The organism is Streptomyces sp. NPDC111507 (assembly GCF_055638955.1).
In genome coordinates this window covers 262,898-279,967 of sequence record NZ_JBVKBU010000001.1, presented here as the reverse complement: position 1 = coordinate 279,967, position 17,070 = coordinate 262,898, and the positions used below count along the sequence as shown (strand labels likewise).

The 17,070-nt window shown below is 70.7% G+C and carries 19 protein-coding genes and 1 pseudogene; 16 read left to right on the top strand and 4 right to left on the bottom strand.

Annotated features, from left to right (window positions below):
- The first annotated feature begins 54 nt into the window (after positions 1-54).
- Together coaE and ACZ7M2_RS01295 are read left to right on the top strand one after the other, a co-directional pair.
- On the top strand, positions 55-663 hold the full coding sequence (gene coaE / locus ACZ7M2_RS01300) for a dephospho-CoA kinase (protein WP_471593669.1): 609 nt from the start codon (positions 55-57) through the stop codon (positions 661-663).
- 50 nt (positions 664-713) lie between these two features.
- Positions 714-1,094: a tetratricopeptide repeat protein gene (locus tag ACZ7M2_RS01295; protein WP_054235974.1), complete on the top strand. Its 381-nt coding sequence runs from the start codon at positions 714-716 to the stop codon at positions 1,092-1,094.
- A gap of 45 nt (positions 1,095-1,139) precedes the next feature.
- Here ACZ7M2_RS01295 and ACZ7M2_RS01290 read toward each other — a convergent pair whose 3' ends face one another.
- Positions 1,140-1,406 (bottom strand): DUF6343 family protein, encoded by a 267-nt coding sequence (locus tag ACZ7M2_RS01290; protein ID WP_352046495.1) that lies wholly within the window; start codon positions 1,404-1,406, stop codon positions 1,140-1,142.
- 64 nt (positions 1,407-1,470) lie between these two features.
- Here ACZ7M2_RS01290 and ACZ7M2_RS01285 point away from each other — a divergent pair, with 64 nt between their 5' ends.
- Together ACZ7M2_RS01285 and ACZ7M2_RS01280 are read left to right on the top strand one after the other, a co-directional pair.
- A complete protein-coding gene (locus ACZ7M2_RS01285; protein WP_471593668.1) occupies positions 1,471-2,517 on the top strand; it encodes an acyltransferase domain-containing protein in 1,047 nt (348 codons plus the stop codon).
- 90 nt (positions 2,518-2,607) lie between these two features.
- Positions 2,608-3,066, top strand: a complete 459-nt coding sequence (locus tag ACZ7M2_RS01280) for a DoxX family protein (protein WP_471593667.1) — start codon at positions 2,608-2,610, stop codon at positions 3,064-3,066.
- A 90-nt stretch (positions 3,067-3,156) separates the two neighbouring features.
- On the opposite strand, the gene ACZ7M2_RS01275 is transcribed toward ACZ7M2_RS01280, so the two are convergent.
- A complete protein-coding gene (locus ACZ7M2_RS01275) occupies positions 3,157-3,642 on the bottom strand; it encodes an RNA-binding S4 domain-containing protein (RefSeq protein ID WP_471593666.1) in 486 nt (161 codons plus the stop codon).
- A 126-nt stretch (positions 3,643-3,768) separates the two neighbouring features.
- Here ACZ7M2_RS01275 and nicT point away from each other — a divergent pair, with 126 nt between their 5' ends.
- The 3 genes from nicT to pip all read left to right on the top strand — a co-directional run bounded on the left by nicT (position 3,769) and on the right by pip (position 6,733).
- Positions 3,769-4,920, top strand: coding sequence for a Nickel transporter NicT (gene nicT, locus ACZ7M2_RS01270; RefSeq protein WP_471593665.1), 1,152 nt, complete (start codon positions 3,769-3,771; stop codon positions 4,918-4,920).
- A gap of 91 nt (positions 4,921-5,011) precedes the next feature.
- Positions 5,012-5,761, top strand: coding sequence for a uracil-DNA glycosylase (locus ACZ7M2_RS01265; protein ID WP_471594495.1), 750 nt, complete (start codon positions 5,012-5,014; stop codon positions 5,759-5,761).
- 9 nt (positions 5,762-5,770) lie between these two features.
- The gene (pip, locus tag ACZ7M2_RS01260) at positions 5,771-6,733 is read left to right on the top strand and encodes a prolyl aminopeptidase (protein ID WP_471593664.1); all 963 of its coding nucleotides are present in this window, start codon (positions 5,771-5,773) and stop codon (positions 6,731-6,733) included.
- A 12-nt stretch (positions 6,734-6,745) separates the two neighbouring features.
- Here pip and ACZ7M2_RS01255 read toward each other — a convergent pair whose 3' ends face one another.
- Positions 6,746-7,429: a GntR family transcriptional regulator gene (locus ACZ7M2_RS01255; protein WP_471593663.1), complete on the bottom strand. Its 684-nt coding sequence runs from the start codon at positions 7,427-7,429 to the stop codon at positions 6,746-6,748.
- 194 nt (positions 7,430-7,623) lie between these two features.
- On the opposite strand from ACZ7M2_RS01255, the gene ACZ7M2_RS01250 reads away from it, so the two are divergent.
- Together ACZ7M2_RS01250 and ACZ7M2_RS01245 are read left to right on the top strand one after the other, a co-directional pair.
- Positions 7,624-9,099 (top strand): NCS1 family nucleobase:cation symporter-1, encoded by a 1,476-nt coding sequence (locus ACZ7M2_RS01250; RefSeq protein WP_471593662.1) that lies wholly within the window; start codon positions 7,624-7,626, stop codon positions 9,097-9,099.
- Between the two features lie 5 nt (positions 9,100-9,104).
- The gene (locus ACZ7M2_RS01245; protein WP_471593661.1) at positions 9,105-9,815 is read left to right on the top strand and encodes an aspartate/glutamate racemase family protein; all 711 of its coding nucleotides are present in this window, start codon (positions 9,105-9,107) and stop codon (positions 9,813-9,815) included.
- A gap of 13 nt (positions 9,816-9,828) precedes the next feature.
- On the opposite strand, the gene ACZ7M2_RS01240 is transcribed toward ACZ7M2_RS01245, so the two are convergent.
- Positions 9,829-10,281, bottom strand: coding sequence for a RidA family protein (locus ACZ7M2_RS01240; RefSeq protein WP_471593660.1), 453 nt, complete (start codon positions 10,279-10,281; stop codon positions 9,829-9,831).
- A 143-nt stretch (positions 10,282-10,424) separates the two neighbouring features.
- Here ACZ7M2_RS01240 and ACZ7M2_RS01235 point away from each other — a divergent pair, with 143 nt between their 5' ends.
- From ACZ7M2_RS01235 to ACZ7M2_RS01205, 7 genes and pseudogenes are all read left to right on the top strand, one after another.
- The gene (locus ACZ7M2_RS01235; RefSeq protein WP_471593659.1) at positions 10,425-11,264 is read left to right on the top strand and encodes a nucleotidyltransferase domain-containing protein; all 840 of its coding nucleotides are present in this window, start codon (positions 10,425-10,427) and stop codon (positions 11,262-11,264) included.
- A 41-nt stretch (positions 11,265-11,305) separates the two neighbouring features.
- A complete protein-coding gene (locus ACZ7M2_RS01230; RefSeq protein ID WP_471593658.1) occupies positions 11,306-12,037 on the top strand; it encodes a DUF7873 family protein in 732 nt (243 codons plus the stop codon).
- Between the two features lie 594 nt (positions 12,038-12,631).
- A complete protein-coding gene (locus tag ACZ7M2_RS01225; protein WP_471593657.1) occupies positions 12,632-14,509 on the top strand; it encodes an FUSC family protein in 1,878 nt (625 codons plus the stop codon).
- A gap of 77 nt (positions 14,510-14,586) precedes the next feature.
- Positions 14,587-14,733: pseudogene (locus tag ACZ7M2_RS01220) on the top strand (amidohydrolase); the annotation flags it as partial.
- Positions 14,734-14,757: 24 nt separating this feature from the next.
- Positions 14,758-15,930: a cytochrome P450 family protein gene (locus tag ACZ7M2_RS01215; RefSeq protein ID WP_471593656.1), complete on the top strand. Its 1,173-nt coding sequence runs from the start codon at positions 14,758-14,760 to the stop codon at positions 15,928-15,930.
- A gap of 84 nt (positions 15,931-16,014) precedes the next feature.
- Positions 16,015-16,704, top strand: coding sequence for a DUF899 domain-containing protein (locus ACZ7M2_RS01210; protein ID WP_352046482.1), 690 nt, complete (start codon positions 16,015-16,017; stop codon positions 16,702-16,704).
- A gap of 187 nt (positions 16,705-16,891) precedes the next feature.
- Positions 16,892-17,065 (top strand): hypothetical protein, encoded by a 174-nt coding sequence (locus ACZ7M2_RS01205; RefSeq protein WP_095855250.1) that lies wholly within the window; start codon positions 16,892-16,894, stop codon positions 17,063-17,065.
- The last annotated feature ends 5 nt before the right edge of the window (positions 17,066-17,070 follow it).

The following is a 17,070-nucleotide window of genomic DNA, read 5'->3' as shown; positions in this document are numbered from 1 at the left end:
GCCCCTTTGGGGGCCGTGGGGGGCTCGTCACCGGCAGGCTCTAAGCTCTCGGTCATGCTGAAGGTTGGCCTGACCGGCGGTATCGGCGCCGGCAAGAGCGAGGTGTCGAGGCAGCTCGTACGGCTCGGCGCGGTGCTGATCGACGCGGATCTGATCGCGCGGGAGGTCGTCGCACCCGGAACACCCGGGCTCGCGGCCGTCGTCGACGCCTTCGGGCAGGACGTGCTCGCACCCGACGGCGGTCTGGACCGCCCCAAGCTGGGCTCGATCGTCTTCGCCGACCCGGAGAAGCTCGCCGTCCTGAACTCGATCGTGCACCCCCTGGTGGGCGCCCGCTCCCGCGAGCTGGAAAGTGCCGCGGCCGAGGACGCCGTCGTGATCCATGACGTCCCGCTGCTCGCCGAGAACGCCCTCGGACCGCTGTACGACCTCGTGGTCGTCGTCGACGTCAGCCCCGAGACCCAGCTCGACCGACTCGTGCGGCTGCGCGGCATGACCGAGGCGGACGCCCGCGCCCGCATGGCCGCCCAGGCCACCCGCGAGAAGCGGCTGGGGATCGCGGACGTCGTCATCGACAACGACGTCCCCCTGGAGGAGCTGGAGGGGCGCGTACGGGAGGTTTGGGCGGATCTCGTGCGCCGGGCGCATGCCCGCAAGGAATAGCCGCCCCGGACGGGGGCGTTGAACCCGTTCAGCGAGGGAAGGACTCTGCCGTGCCCGAGACCAGCGGATCGACCGGACGTACTCCGGAGACGCATGTCATCGACTTCCGTGCCGCCGAGCAACTGCTCGCCGCGCGGGACCCGCGGGGCGCGGTGAAGCTGCTCGACCCAGTGATCGCCGCGCACCCGGAGAACACCGCCGCCCGACTGCTGCGCGCGCGTGCCTTCTTCGCCGCCGCGCAACTGCGGCCCGCCGAGCTGGAGTTCACGATCGTCCTGGAGCGCGAGCCGGACAACGCGTTCGCGCACTTCGCGCTGGCCCGCACCTATGAGCGCCAGCTCCGCCCCGACCAGGCGAAGCGGCACTTCCGGCTGGCGGCGGCGCTCGACCCGAAGCCCCAGTACCTGGAAGCGGCGCGCTTCGACTCGTAAGTCGCAGGTCGTAGGGCGCGACTCGTCGTGGCCGTCGCCGACCCGCTACGGGTGACGGTGCTCCGGAGGCCGGTACGGCGGGATGTCGCGGCCCGGCTGGTAGTGCGGCCCCTGATGGATGTGGCGCAGGATCATGGTCATGTCCACGGTGACGATCAGCCACAGCACCCCGCACGCGGCCGCCCAGCCGGGGCGTCCGACCAGCGCGAACGCGGCCGTACCGAAGATCGTCCAGACCAGGCCCCAGACACTCAGCCAAAGGCGCATGCGCAGGGCGCTGCGCGCCGTCGTCGGTTCACTGCCTGTACGCATACGGATCACTACTCCGTGACGCTGATCCGTGACCATCGCTCCTACTGGAAACGTACTCTTCGTCGTGCACGTTGACCAAGGGGCCGCGGAGAGCGAGCGGCGGCCGGACCGACGGGAGGCGCGGGTGCTGCTGGAGGCGCTGCGGGCGGACGCGAGACTCGCCGAGTGGCTGAGGGACCTGGAGAGCGAGAGCGCTCCCCGGCTGGAGGCGGTGCTCCCGGACGCGGACGAGCTGCCGGACCTCCTGCTCGACCTGACCGTGGCCCACGAGCACATCAACGAACTCGTCGCGCTGCGCGGCCGGCTGGCGGCCGACCCGGAGGCGATGACGCTCCTCGCCCGGTGCGTCGGCCGCTTCGTACGGGACATGGGGGAGATCGGGAAGGGGTGGGAGCCGCCCGCGTTCCCCGAGTCGACGGGGCCGCTCGGGCGCGGCTTCCACCTGTACGTCTTCATCGCGGCGCTCCCGTACGTCCGGGCCTACCACCGAGAGCTCGGCATCACCGACGACGTGTCGCGGCGCACGCTGGCCGACCTCGGCCGGCACGTGTCCGTGCACCACAGACGGCTCGGGACGCCGGGGCTGCTGTTCCCCTGGTGGATCGCCCTGCACTTCCACGGTGAGTTGTTCCAGCTGGGCCGGCTGCAGTTCCAGCGGTCGCGGCTCGGCCGACGCACGGGGCGGGCCGTCGCGGCGGCGGGCCTCGACGCCGGCCCCGGCGACGCGTGTCTGAGCCTGCACATACCCGACTTCCACGGGCCGCTGTCACCCGCCGCCTGCGCGCGGTCGCTCGCGCTGGCACGGGAGTTCTTCGCCCGGCACTATCCCGACGAGCGCCATGAAGTCGCCGTGTGCCACTCCTGGCTGCTCGATCCACAGCTCGGGCGGTATCTCCCGGCGGAGTCGAACATCATCCGCTTCCAGGAACGCTTCCGGATCGCGTACCAGGAGACGACCCCGGACGACGGGGTGCCGGTCGGCTTCGTCTTCGGCGATCCGGAGCTGCCCACGCGCGCGCTGCCACGCCGGAGCGCGGTGGAGCGTGCGGTGGGGGACCATCTGCGCGCGGGCGGGCACTGGTATGTCGGGCACGGCTGGTTCGCGCTGTAGCCCGTTTCCGGTCCACGGCGATGAGTTCCGCACGCGACCCCGGTCTACCCCTGCGACAGCAACGCGTACCGCTTCGCACAGGAGACCCTCATGTCCGAGACCACCGTCCCCGTCACCACGCTCGCGTCCACCTCCATCTCCGCCACCTCGTCGCTGAAGACCCGTGGCCGCGGTGCCCGGATCTCCCTGGGCGCGCTGCAGATCGTGCTCGGACTCTTCTACGCGTTCGCGAGCGCGCTGCCCAAACTGATCGCGCACCCGTCGGCCGCCGAGGCGTTCGACAAGCTCGGCTGGGGCAGCACGGGGATGTACCTCATCGGCACGCTCGAACTCGCCGGAGGCCTCGCCCTGCTGGTCCCGCTGCTGTCCTCGGTGGCGGCGGTGGCGCTCAGCGCGCTGATGGTGGGTGCCTTCGTAGTGAACATCACCGTCATCCACGGGCCGTACGTGGCGACTCCGCTCATCCTGATCCTGCCGCTCGCGCTGATCGCGTGGGCCAGGAGGAACCACACCACCGAGCTGGTCCGGTGGGTGCGGCGACGGGCATGACACGGTGACGGCGCACGACGACCGTACGACGTCGGGGGCTTCCCGAGTGACCACGGGGAGCCCCCGACGTCGTACGGCGACGCCCTCGGGTCAGGGCGAGTCGGGGCCGCCGAGGCCCCGGAGGCGTTCCATCTCGCGGCGGTCGCGCTTGGTCGGGCGGCCCGCTCCGCGGTCGCGGACGCCGGCCGGGGCGATCGCCTCGCGCGGCGGGGGCGGCGGGCTGTTGTCGACGTAGCACTCGGCGGCGACGGGCGCGCCGACCCGCTTGCGGATCACCCGCTTCACGACGACGACCCGTTCCCGGATCCCCTGCCGCAGGCGCACCTCGTCGCCGACGCGCACGGCGTACGCGGGTTTGACGCGGTCCCCGTTCACCCGGACGTGTCCGCCCCGGCACGCGGTCGCGCCCGCCGAGCGGGTCTTGACCAGACGTACGGACCAGATCCAGCTGTCGACCCGCACGCTCTCGCCGCCCGCCGGGCGGGCGGCCTCGGCGGCGGCCACCGCCTTCTCCTCGTCGACCTCCTCGTCGACCTTCTCGTCGTTCCGCTCGACGTCCGCACCCTCAGAAGCCATGCCTCGACTCTAGAAGAGTCCTGGCCCGGTGTGCCCCGATGGCTTTACTGCGAGTTGGTTGCAGCTGCGATATCTGTGCCAGAGAGTGACTTCGGTACTTGTAAGAGGAAGTAAGGACAGGCACGTATGGTCACCGTCCCCGCTCCCACCTCCCCGCAGCCCGTCGCCTCGACGGGTTCGCGTTGGCAGCGGATCCGCACCTCGATGACCCGCAGGGAGTGGGCCCGGCTCGGCGGCATGGCGGCCTTCGTCCTCGCGCTGCACGTCATCGGCTGGTTCATCCTGGTGGTGATCGTGGCGCCGGAGCACTACAGCATCGGCACGAAGAGCTTCGGCATCGGGATCGGTGTCACCGCCTACACCCTCGGTATGCGGCACGCCTTCGACGCCGACCACATCGCGGCCATCGACAACACCACCCGCAAGCTGATGGGCGAGGGCAAGCGCCCGCTCTCCGTCGGCTTCTGGTTCTCGCTCGGGCACTCCAGCATCGTCTTCGCGCTGGCCCTCCTGCTGTCGCTGGGCGTCAAGGCGCTGGCCGGACCCGTCCGCGACGACAACTCCCAGCTGCACAGCGTCACCGGCGTGATCGGTACGACCGTCTCCGGGGTCTTCCTCTACCTCATCGCCGGGATCAACCTCCTCATCCTCGTCGGGATCTGGAAGGTGTTCCGCCAGATGCGCACCGGGCACTTCGACGAGGCGGCGCTGGAGGAGCAGCTCAACAACCGCGGGCTGATGAACCGCCTCCTGGGCCGGCTGATGAAGTCGATCAGCAAGCCCTGGCAGATGTACCCGCTCGGCATGCTCTTCGGCCTCGGTTTCGACACCGCCACGGAGATCGCCCTGCTGGTCCTCGCCGGTTCCGGCGCCGCCTCCGGCCTGCCCTGGTACGCGATCCTGTGTCTGCCGGTGCTGTTCGCCGCGGGCATGTCGCTGCTGGACACCATCGACGGGTCCTTCATGAACTTCGCCTACGGCTGGGCGTTCTCCAAGCCGGTCCGCAAGGTCTTCTACAACCTCACCATCACGGGTCTGTCCGTCGCCGTCGCCCTGATCATCGGCACCGTGGAACTGCTGGGGCTGCTCGCCGAGAAGCTTGCTCTGCACGGGGTCTTCTGGGACTGGGTCGCGGGTCTGGACCTGAACGTGCTCGGCTTCGTCATCGTCGGACTGTTCTTCGTGACCTGGCTCGTCGCCATGGCGGTGTGGAAGTTCGGCCGGATCGAGGAGAAGTGGACCGCCGGGCTGCGCCCCGCCGAACAGCCCACCGACTGACCCACCGAGGGCAGGGTGGGGGAGCGGTGGGCGGGCCCGGTCGTACGGTGGGTGCATGGACAGCAGCGCGGCCGACAGAAGCGATCCCGGGATGGTCGGTGATCTGGACGACCTGGACGCACTGACTGATCTGGACGCCCGGATCGCCGGGTGCCGGGCGTGTCCGCGGCTGGTCGCGTGGCGCGAGGAGGTCGCCCGCACCAGACGCGCCGCCTTCGCCGACCAGACGTACTGGGGCCGCCCCGTCCCCGGCTACGGACCGGCCGACGCCTCGCTGCTCATCGTCGGGCTCGCACCCGCCGCCCACGGCGGGAACCGGACCGGACGGATGTTCACCGGGGACCGCTCCGGGGACGTGCTCTACGCGGCGCTGCACGACGTGGGGCTCGCCTCGCGCGGGACCTCGGTGAGCGCGGACGACGGACTGGAGCTGTACGGCGTACGCGTCACCTCGCCCGTGCACTGCGCGCCGCCCGCCAACAAGCCGACACCCGGCGAGCGGGACACCTGCCGCCCCTGGCTCGTACGGGAGTTGGAGCTGCTGCGGCCCACGCTCCGGTCGGTGGTCGTGCTGGGAGCCTTCGGCTGGCAGGCCGCGCTGCCCGCCTTCGCCGCGGCGGGATGGACGGTGCCCCGGCCCAGGCCGGTGTTCGCGCACGGGGCGAGGGTTTCGCTGGGGGCGCGGGACGGGCCGGCGGCGGGATCCATCGAGCTGTTCGGGTGCTTCCACGTCAGCCAGCGGAACACGTTCACCGGACGGCTGACGCCCGCCATGCTGCGGGACGTGCTGCGTACGGCGGCCGGGGCGGCGGGGCTGACGACGCGACCGTACGACGGTTAACCTCGCCCGATGAGCCTGTATCCGGAGATCGAACCGTACGACCACGGCATGCTCGACGTCGGTGACGGCAACCACGTGTACTGGGAGGTCTGCGGAAACCCCGACGGCAAGCCCGCCGTCATGCTGCACGGCGGTCCGGGGTCCGGCTGCGGTCCCTGGTTCCGGCGCTACTTCGACCCCGCCGAGTACCGGATCGTGCTGCTCGACCAGCGCGGCTGCGGACGCTCCACGCCGCACGCCGCCGCGTACGGGACGGACATGGCCGTCAACACGATGGCGCATGTGATCGGCGACCTGGAGCTGCTGCGACGGCACTTGGGCATCCGGCGATGGCTGGTGTGGGGCGTGTCGTGGGGGTCGGCGCTGGGGCTGCGGTACGCGCAGACGCATCCGGACGTCGTCTCAGAACTGGTGCTGACCGCGGTGGCCACCGGCGCGAACTCCGAAGTGGCCTTGCTGACCAGGGGACTTGGACGGTTCTTCCCCGAGGCCTTCGAGCGGTTCCTCGCCGAACTGCCCGAGGGGGAGCGGGACGGGAACCTCGCCGCCGCGTACAGCAGGCTGCTCGAATCGCCCGACCCCGAGGTGCGGGCACGGGCGGCGCGGGCCTGGACCGACTGGGAGACGGCGATCGTTCCCGCGCCGCCGCGGTCGGAGAAGCGCTATGAGGACCCGGAGTTCCGCATGGCTTTCGCGCGGACCGTCACCCACTACTTCGGCAACGACCACTTCCTGGGGGAAGGCAACGACGAAGGCGTCGTGATCCGCGACGCGCCCCTGCTGAAGGGCATCCCCGGCACGCTCGTCCAGGGCAGTCTCGACTTCGGGAACCTGCTGGGCACGGTGTGGCGGCTCCACCATGCCTGGCCCGACAGTGAGTTGATCGTCGTCGACGACGTGGGGCACACCATGGGGGCGAGGGGTGTGGTGGACGCGTTGGTGGCGGCGACGGACAAGTACGCCCTGCGCTAGACCCCGGCGGATTCAGGCCCGGGGAGCCTCGGTGTCGCCGAAGAGATGCCGCACCGTCGACCGGTAGTTGGCCTGGACGTGGGCGAGGGCGTGCGCGCGGGCGCGCTCCGGGTCACCGGAGGCGATGGACTCGTACAACTCGTGGTGTTCGGTGAGGAGTTGGGGCCACTCCTCGTTCTGGCGGGTGAGCCAGCGCAGGCGGCCGTCGACCGGCTCCATGACGGAGATCAGCAGGCTGTTGCCCGCCATGGCGAGGATGCGGTCGTGGAAGCGGGTGTTGATGTCGGTGATCGCCTCCGCGTCGTCGGCGCGGGTCGCCGTCGCCGCACGGTCCAGCAGGTCCGCCAGCTCGGCGAGGTCCCGCGGTGTCGCCCGTGCCGCCGCGAGCCCGGCGGCGTAGACCTCCAGTGCCTCGCGCAGTTCGAAGAGTTCGGCCACGTCCGTCGGGGTGAGCCGGCGTACGACCGTGCGGCGCGGTGTCTCGAAGTGCACGAACCCCTCCGCCACGAGCGCGCGGATCGCCTCGCGCACGGGAACCCGTGAGACCCCGAAGCGCTCCGCCAGTTCGCGCTCGACGAGACGGTCCCCGGGGCGCAGCCGCCCCGCGATGATCTCCTGCCGCAGCGAGGCCAGGACGCGTTCGCGGACCGCGCCCAGGGGTTCCCGTTCCGCGCCCAGGGGTTCGATCTTCGTCATGGGGCCATCTTCGCCGACTCCGGGGGTGTTTTACGGAGCCTTAACCGCTTGGAAATCGGTCAGAACGCTTGACGGCGAGACCATGACGCAGTTTGGTATACCAAACACGCTCCGCAGGGCCGTCTCGTACGCGCCACAGCCGCCGCCCCCCATGCGAACTGCTGTCCTCCGTCCCCTTGTCCCATGGAGGTCCCGTGTCCCTCGCCGACCGTGCCGAAGCCACCGGCACCCCTGCATTCGTCCCCGATCCCCGGCTCACCAACGAAGACCTCGCACCCGCGGAGAAGCGCAACTGGAAGGTCTTCGACCTCTTCGCCATGTGGATGTCCGACGTCCACAACCTCGGCAACTACACCTTCGCCGCGGGCCTGCTGGTCCTCGGCATGAACGTCTGGCAGATCTTCACCTCGCTGCTCGTCGGCTTCGTGATCATCTACGCCGGAATGAACCTGATGGGCCGCGTCGGCCAGCGCACCGGCGTACCCTTCCCCGTGGTCAGCCGCATCAGCTTCGGTGTCTGGGGCGCCAACATCCCGGCCCTGATCAGGGCCGTCATCGCCATCATGTGGTACGGGATCCAGACCTACCTGGCCTCCGTCGCCGTCAACGTCATGCTGCTCGCCGCCTGGCCCGGCCTGGAGTCGTGGACCCACCATTCCTTCCTCGGCCTGGACGCGCTCGGCTGGACGTCGTTCGTCACCCTGTGGCTGCTCCAGGCGCTGATCATCAATCAGGGCATGGAGGCGGTCCGCAAGTTCCAGGACTTCTGCGGCCCGGCCATCTGGCTTGTCATGATCGCGCTGGCCGTCTGGGTCCTCGCCAAGGCCGGCTGGAGCATCTCGCTCACCTCGACCCCGCACCCGGTCTCCGTGGGCGAACAGTGGCGTCAGTGGTTCGGCGCGGTCGGCCTGATCCTCGCGACCTACGGCACGCTGATGCTCAACTTCTGCGACTTCTCACGCTTCGCCCCCAGCTACAAGACGGTCAGGCGCGGCAACTTCTGGGGCCTGCCGATCAACTCCACGGCCTTCGTCATCGTGTCGGTCATCGTCACGGCCGGTTCCATCGAGGCGTTCGGCGAGGCCATCACCGACCCCGCGGAACTGGTCGCCAAGGTCGGCAACACCTGGGTGATGATCCTGGGCGCCCTGACCTTCGCCATCGCCACCATGGGCGTCAACATCGTCGCCAACTTCGTCTCACCCGCGTACGACCTGGCGAACGTGTGGCCGCAGAAGATCACCTTCAAGATCGGCGGCATGATCAGCACGGTCCTGGCGCTGGTCGTGACGCCCTGGAACCTCTTCTCCAACCCCACGGTCGTCAACTACTTCCTCGGCGGCCTCGGCGCCTTCCTGGGCCCGCTGTTCGGCGTCATCATGATCGACTACTACTGGGTGAAGCGCGGCCGGATCGACGTCGACCGGCTCTTCGACGCCCGGCCCGGATCGCCGTACTACTACCGCAAGGGCGTCAACCCCAAGGCCCTGTGGGCGTTCCTGCCCTCGGCGGCGGTCGCCGCGGTACTGGCCCTGGTGAAGGCGTTCAGCGACGTGGCCCCGTACTCCTGGTTCATCGGAACCGCGCTGGCCGCGGGCCTCTACATGGCCATCTGCCGCACCGAGCGCGCCGCCGGCGAGACAGCCGTCCCCGAGTCCGTGGAGGTCTGAGCGGCGTGCACATCGTCGTCACCAACTGCAACACCACGCAGGAGATGACCGAGGAGATCGTGCGAGGTGCCCGGGCCGCCGCAAGCCCGGGCACCACCGTGACCGGCCTCACCCCCGCCTGGGGACCCGAGTCCGCCGAGGGCTGGCTCGACAGCTACCTCTCCGCCGCGGCCGTCCTCGACACCCTGCGCACCTACGAGGGTCCCTGCGACGCCGTGGTCATGGCGGGCTTCGGCGAACACGGGCGCGAGGGCGCGCGCGAACTCGTGGACGTGCCCGTCGTCGACATCACCGAGGCCGCCGCCCACCTCGCCTGCCTCCTCGGCCGCCGCTACGGAGTCGTCACCACCCTGGAGCGGTCGTGCGGCCAGATCGAGGACAGCCTGGCGGCGGCGGGGGTGGGGCGCAACTGCGCCGCCATCGTCGGCACCGGCCTCGGCGTCCTCGACCTGGGCGACGCCCAGCGCACGCAGGAGGCGTTCGTGAGCGCGGCGGAGCGGGCCCGGGAGGCCGGCGCCGAGGTCCTCGTCCTCGGCTGTGCCGGCATGACGGGCCTGCAACGGGCGGTCGGGGAGAAACTGGACCTCCCGGTCGTCGACGGCGTCGCCGCCGCGGTCAAACTCGCGGAGTCGCTGGTCTCCCTGGGCCTCACGACGAGCCGGGTGAGCAGCTATGCGCGACCGCTGCCGAAGCGGCGGGTGTGGGGTGCAGGCTGAGGGTGAATACGGCCTAGAACTCGGACTCGGGCACGACCGCCGTCGCCGTGATCTCCACCAGCTGCCCCGTGTACCCGAGGCAGGCCACCCCGAGCAATGTCGACGAGTGGGGTCCCGTACTGAGCCCGGACGCCTCGACGACACGCCACACGTCGGACAAAACCCCCGGCTCACCGCTGACGACATACACATCGGTCGCCACCACATGCGCGAAGTCACTGCCCACGGCGCGGAGTTGCTCGCCGAGATTGGAGATCACCTGCTCGGCCTGCCGCACGGGATCCCCCACACCGACGATCTTCCCCGCCGCGTCCAGCGGCACGGCCCCGGCGAGAAAGGCGAGCCGCGTCCCCGCCTCGACGACCGACGCGTGAGCGTAGCCGGGGGGCGGGAAGAGACTGGGGACGGTGACGCGTACGGGCACGGGAACTCCGGGAATCCTCGACTGGGCGGGCAACCTGCCCATGATGTGGGCGGACGGTCGGCGGCCGCATGCGATTTAGCCCCGACTCGTCCCCAGCCGAAGGCCCTGCCCGCCGCGAGGGGACGGTTCACCCTCCCGCCGGATATCGGCTCGACAGCCCCGCCACCCCACCGCATCCTCACCTCATGCCCACACCGACCCGGCCGCCGCACACCGACGACGAGAAGTTCCTCGCCCACGTCACCGACCGCCTGGCCGCCCTCCCCGCCGTCCGGGCCGTCGCCCTCGGTGGCTCCCGCGCGCAAGGCACCCACGGTCCCGGCAGTGACTGGGACCTGGCGATCTACTACCGGGGCGCCTTCGACCCCGACGACCTGCGCGCCGTCGGCTGGCAGGGCGAGGTCTCGGAGATCGGCGGCTGGGGCGGGGGCGTGTTCAACGGCGGGGCCTGGCTGACCGTCGAAGACCGTCGTGTCGACGTCCACTATCGCGATCTCGATGTGGTGGAACGGGAGTTGGCGAGGGCGGAGCAGGGGCGGTTCCATGTGGAGCCGCTTCTCTTCCATCTCGCCGGAATCCCGAGCTACCTCGTCGTCGCCGAGCTCGCCGTCAACCGTGTCCTGCGCGGCGACCTGCCCCGACCCGCCGCCTACCCGGTGAAGCTCCGCACTTCCGCCTCCGCCCACTGGCACGGCACCGCCCACGCCACCCTCGCCTACGCCAAGGCCAACCACGCGCCCGCCCGTCGTCTCACAGAGGTCGCGGGAGCGCTGGCGAGCGCCGCTGTGCAGACCGGCCACGCGGTGCTCGCAGCGCGCGGGGAGTGGGTGACGAACGAGAAGCGGCTGCTGGAGCGAGCCGGGTTGAGAGGGATCGACGAGATCGTGCGCGGCGGCGTGAACGAGCCGGAGGGGCTGGCGCACATGCTCGGGTGGGCCGAGGAGGTCTTGGACGCGGCGGTCGCCCGGGCCGAGGAGGTCCTGGACGCCGCGGTCGCCGGAGCCCGGGAATCCGGCGTCGAATAACCCTTCGAAATGCCCACGCCGCCACTGCTACCGTCACCGACGTGGCGAAACTCAATCAGATCATCGCAGTGGAGAAGGGCATCAAGTCCAAGTCCCATCAGGACCTGACGGCCGCTCATCACGGGCTGCAGAAGCCCGCATTGCTGGCCGGTATCTCGCGGACCTATCAGCCGAAGGACGAGGAGGGCGAGCAGCTGCCGCCCGAGTCGACGCGGGTGCAGGTGCAGGCCGAGGACGTGTTGCGGGAGACCGCGGGGACGCTCACCCGGCTGTTCGATGTGACCGCCACCAAGGACTGGGCGAACTGCACGGCACGGGCGGATGTGAAGGTGGACGGGCGGGTCCTCGTCGCCGACGTACCCGTGTCGTATCTGCTCTTCCTCGAGAAGCAGCTCACCGATCTCAACACCTTCGTCAGGAAGCTGCCCGTTCTCGACGCCTCCGAGTCGTGGGTGCAGGACCCGTCGACGGACGCGTGGAAGACCGAGCCCGTCAGGACGCTGCGGACCAAGAAGGTGCCGCGCAACCACGTCAAGGCCGAGGCCACCGAGAAGCATCCGGCCCAGGTCGAGGTGTACTACGAGGACATTCCCGTCGGGTACTGGACGACCGTGAAGTTCTCCGGCGCCCTGCCCGCGCGACGCGTGAACGAACTGCTCGACCGGGTCGAGAAGTTGCAGCAGGCCGTCAAGTTCGCCCGGGAAGAGGCGAACGGCGTGGACGTCGTCGACCAGCGCGTCGGAGACCCCGTGTTCGGCTACCTGTTCGGGTAGCCTCTGAAACTCCCCGGCCACAACGCACCACGGCCGGGGTGCGCGAGGAGCGCAAGCTGAACCTGAAGCTTGTCGTGAATGCACGGTTCCAGTGGAGGTTCGAACCCTCCCCGCGGCACCACACGGCACTCCACGGAGTGCCCACGCGCCGCGGTAGCCCAATTCGGCAGAGGCAGACCGTGATCAATCTCAGACTCTTGCTCCAGACTCAGCATTCGCCGCCGATCGCCGGATCGACCGGGCCCAGGCCCCGGGACGCCGAAATGCCGGTTCAAGTCCGGTCCGCGCAGCTCGATGCGTGGTGGTCCAAAGGCAGGACGCGGCGACATAACGACTGACCTGGGTTCTCAAGCGTGCCGGCGTGTGACATGGGTGGCATCACAAGGGTCCGGGGGCCGGCTACGCCCTCGGACCCGCTCCCTTTCCCCGGCCGACCGGCAGTTGCGTTCATAAAGAACGCGGCATCCCCGCGATGCGTCACCTTCCGGAAACACATCCGTTCCATTTCCTCCGGCAAAGCGATCTACCGTAGGCAGTACACCGCCCGGCCGACGTCGCCCGAAGGCGCTCCCGCCCTCGCCCGACAGGAGTCCCGTGTCCCGCCTCAGCTCCGCCGTACCGCCCTGGCTCGCCCACGCCCTGCGCGCGCAGCGCGGCCCCGTGCCCTGGAGCGCGGTCGTGCGGGGCGCTCTCGCCGCCGGACCGCTGCTGCTCATGGCGGTACAGAGCGGGCGTGTGTCCGTCGGCGTTGTCGCAGCCCTGGGGGCCATGCTCGCCGGGATCAACGACCGGCCGGGCAGCCGCAGGGCCGCGGTCAGGCGGCTCGGCGTGCCGGCGCTCGCGGGAGCCGGTGGGCTGCTCGTGGGGTCGTACGCGGGACAGCACGTCGGCGCGGTGACGCTCACCCTTCTCCTCACCGTGCTCGGACTGTTCGCCGGAGCGGTCAGCGCCGTCGGGCCCGTCGCGAGCGGAGCGGGTACACAGCTGCTCGTCGCCGCCGCCATCGGGGCCGGGATGCCGCTGCCCGAGCCCGGCTGGCAGCGTGCGCTCTTCTTCGTCGGCGGGGCCGGATGGCTGCTCGTGCTGCGGCTCGCGCTGCCCACACCCGGGGCCACCGCCGGCGACTATCGCTTCGACGGGGAGCGGGACGCCGTCGGGGGTGTGTACGACGCCGTCGCCGCGCTGCTCGAAGCGGTCGGGGGGCCGGACGCGCCCGGTCGCAGGGTCGCCCTCACCGCCGCGCTCGACCACGCCCAGGACGCGCTCGGCGGGCCCCGGCTGCGGCCGTACGCCAGTTCCGCGGCCGAGCGGCGGCTGCACGCGCGGTACGCCGCCGCGCTCCCGCTCGCCGAGGCCGCCACCGCGCTCGCCTGGGCGGGCGAGGCGGTGCCCGCGAGGGCCGTCGAAGGGCCGCGGCGACTCGCCGTCGCCGTACGGACCAGTACGCACACCGGGCCGCTGCCCGCGCCCGCCCGTTCCGCCCCGGCCCTGCGTGCCCTCGACGACGCACTCCTGCACGCGGCCGACGCCTTCGACAGGGGTGGCGACGACACCGCGCTGCACACGCGGCGCTGTACCGCCACGTCCCTCGCCCGCACGGTCCTCGGTTCCGCAGGGCGCGAGTACGGGCTACGGGTCGCCCTCTGCTTCGGCGCCGGCGCGGCCGTGGCGCAGGCCCTGCACCACGCCCGCTGGTACGGCAGTCACTCCCACTGGTACTGGCTCCCCGCGACCGCCGTCTTCCTGGTCAAGCCCGACCTAGGACCGCTCGCCTCACGCGTGATCTGCCGGGCGGCGGGGACCGTGCTCGGAGCCGCCCTCTTCGCCGGGTTCGCGGCGCTGCTCCCGCGCCCTGCCGGGCTGGTCGCCCTGGTGGCGCTGTGCGGCGCCCTGATCCCCGTCGCCACCAGGCACTTCGCGGCGCAGACCGCCGTCGTCACCGTGCTCGTGCTCTCCCTCGTCATGGTGGGCGGGGAACCCGGGGCCTCCTGGAGCCGGATCGGCGAAACGCTGCTGGCCTGCGCGATCGTGCTGATCGTCGGTCACCTGCCCACGCTCGGACAGCACGGGGGAGGGGTACGGGCCCGTCTCACCCACGCCACCGAGGCCGCGCACGTCTACCTCGCCCACGTACTGGACGACGGCACGGCCGACGACCGGGCCGGCCGCTGGACCCTGCGCCGCGAGGCCTATCGCGCGCTCGCCGAGGCCCGCGCCTCGATCGACCTCGCCGCCGCCGAACTCCCCGCACTGGCCCGGCACGCCGAGGGAACGGACGAGGTCGCGGCCACCCTCGAACGCCTCGTCGACACCACGACCGCGTGCGCCGTGCAGCTCGACGACACCGGACGGCTCACCTCCCGGCACACCGAACGCATCGCCGAACTCCTCGACGAGCTGGCCGAGGGGCGGGAACGTGCGGGACTGGCGGTGAAGAAGGAGCAGCCGCTCCCCGTTCCGCTCGCGGGCTGAGCACCGGGCGCCCGACCCGTCGTACGGTGACGCCATGACGCCGTCCGTCCCGGCCCCGTCCGCGACGGGCCCCGCCGACCTCCTCCGTCGACGGACGTGTCCTGATGCGCGACCGCGAGCTGCTGACACTCGATCTGCCCGCCACCGTCGCGGAGTTGGGGGAGCGGTTGCCCGCGCTCGTCGACCGGGGCCACGGGAGGCGGATTGAGGAGTACGACACCTGATCCACTCTGCCTAGGCTGGAGGGCATGGACCCCGCAGAAGGCCTCATCGACCACCCGTACGCCGTCTACGACCGCCTGCGCGACACCGCGCCCGTGCATCGCGTCGCCGGTACCGACGGCAACCCCGCCTGGCTCGTCACCCGGTACGACGATGTCCGCGAGGCACTCGCGAACCCGCTGCTCTCCATGGACAAGAAGCGCGCGCTGCCCGGGAGTTACCAGGGGTTGTCGCTGCCGCCCGCCCTCGACGCCAACCTCCTGAACATGGAGGCGCCCGACCACACCCGCATCCGGCGCCTGGTGGTCCGCGCCTTCACATCGCGCCGAGTCGAGCAACTGCGCACACCCGTGCGGGAAACCGCCGACCGGCTCCTCGACGCGCTCGGACCGCACGGCAGCGCCGACCTGATCGCCGCGTACGCCGCACCCCTGCCGATCACCGTCATCTGCGACCTGCTGGGCGTTCCGGGGGAGCACCGCCGGGACTTCCGGGCCTGGACCGACGTGCTCGTCGCGCCGGACCCGACGCGTCCCCGGGCCGCCAAGGAGGCGGTCGTGGCCATGCTCGGGTTCCTCACCCAACTCCTCGCGGACAAACGGAAGAAGCCGGCGGACGACCTGCTCTCCGACCTGATCGCGGTGCGCGACGAGGGTGACCGGCTCACCGAGGACGAGCTGACGTCGCTCGCCTTCCTCATCCTCTTCGCGGGCTACGAGAACACCGTGCAGCTCATCGGCAACGCCATCCTGGGACTGCTCACCCATCCCGACCAGCTGGCCGCCCTGCGCGCGAACCCGGAACGATTCCCCGACGCCGTCGAGGAGTTCGCGCGCCACGAAGGGCCCGCGCTGCTCGCCATCCGGCGCTTCCCCGTAGAGGACGTGACGATCGGCGAGGTCACCGTGCCCGCGGGCGAGACCGTCCTGCTGTCCCTGGCCGCGGCCAACCGGGACCCGGCCCGCTTCCCGGACCCCGAGCGCCTCGACCTCGCCCGGGACGCCTCCGGCCATCTCGCCCTCGGCCGGGGCATCCACTACTGCGTGGGCGCGCCACTGGCCCGCCTGGAGACGGAGATCGCGGTGTCCGCGCTCCTGGAACGCCTTCCGGACCTCGCGCTCGCCGCGGACCCGGCCGAGGTGAGGTGGCGGCCCTCCTTGCGCGCCCGTGGCCTGCTCGCGCTCCCGGTGACGTACTGAATCCAGAAATTCTCCGCCGACGCCGATGAGTTCCGCTCCCGCGCCCGGTCACCACTGCGAAGGCACCGTTTCGTAGGAGGGCACATGACGCTTCCGCAGATCGTCTCGCGCGAGGAGTGGCGCGCCGCGCGAGAGGAACTACTGGTCAAGGAGAAGGCCGCGACCCGCGCACGGGACGCTCTCAACGCGGAGCGGCGCGGGCTGCCGATGGTCGAGATCGACAAGGAGTACGTGTTCGAGGGCGGTGACGGCAAGGCGGCCCTGCTCGACCTCTTCGAGGGGCGCCACCAACTCGTGGTCTACCACTTCATGTTCGCGCCGGAGTGGGACGAGGGCTGCCGCAGCTGCTCGGCCTTCCTCGACCAGATCGGCCACCTCGCCCATCTCCGCGCCCGGGGTACGGAGTTCGCCGCCGTGTCCCGGGCGCCGTACACGAAGATCCTGCCCTTCAAGGCCCGTATGGGCTGGACGGTGCCCTGGTACTCGTCCTACGACAGCGACTTCAACCACGACTTCAGGGTGTCCGTCGAGGTCGACGACGAGCCCTACGAGCGGCCGGGCGTGAGCTGCTTCCTGCGGGACCGTGATCGGGTCTTCCACACCTACTCGACGTACGAGCGCGGCCTCGACGGGCTCGGCTCGACGACGACCCTGCTGGATCTGACGGCACTCGGCAGGCAGGAGGAGTGGGAGGTGCCCCGGGGGCGCGCCTCGGCACTGGGGGCGCCGGCGGGCAGCGAGCGGATCCGCTACCACGACGAGTACGAGGAATGACGGGAAAGTACGGGAAAGGAAAACTCACGAAATGAAACGCGCACAGGCCGAGAGCTCCCTCACAGCAGAGCAGTGAACGAGTGTTGACTATGTCTCAGTACCGTCACTGACCGAGCCCTTCACCCCGCCTTTGGCGTTTAACTCTATGAGTACGCGTCATGAGTACGGCGCTACATGGAGGTGCAGGGTGAACGGGCGAATGGTGCTGGAGCGCTTTCCCGCCGGTGGGCCGCGCGGTTCGTGGCCCGCCGAGGAGTTCGCGCAGGCGTGCCGCCTTCAGGGGCAGGCCGCCGAGGTCGTCATGGACCTCGCCTCGGACGCGTTCCTGGTGATCGTGCGCGCCGGGGAACTTGTCGAGTGAGGCCG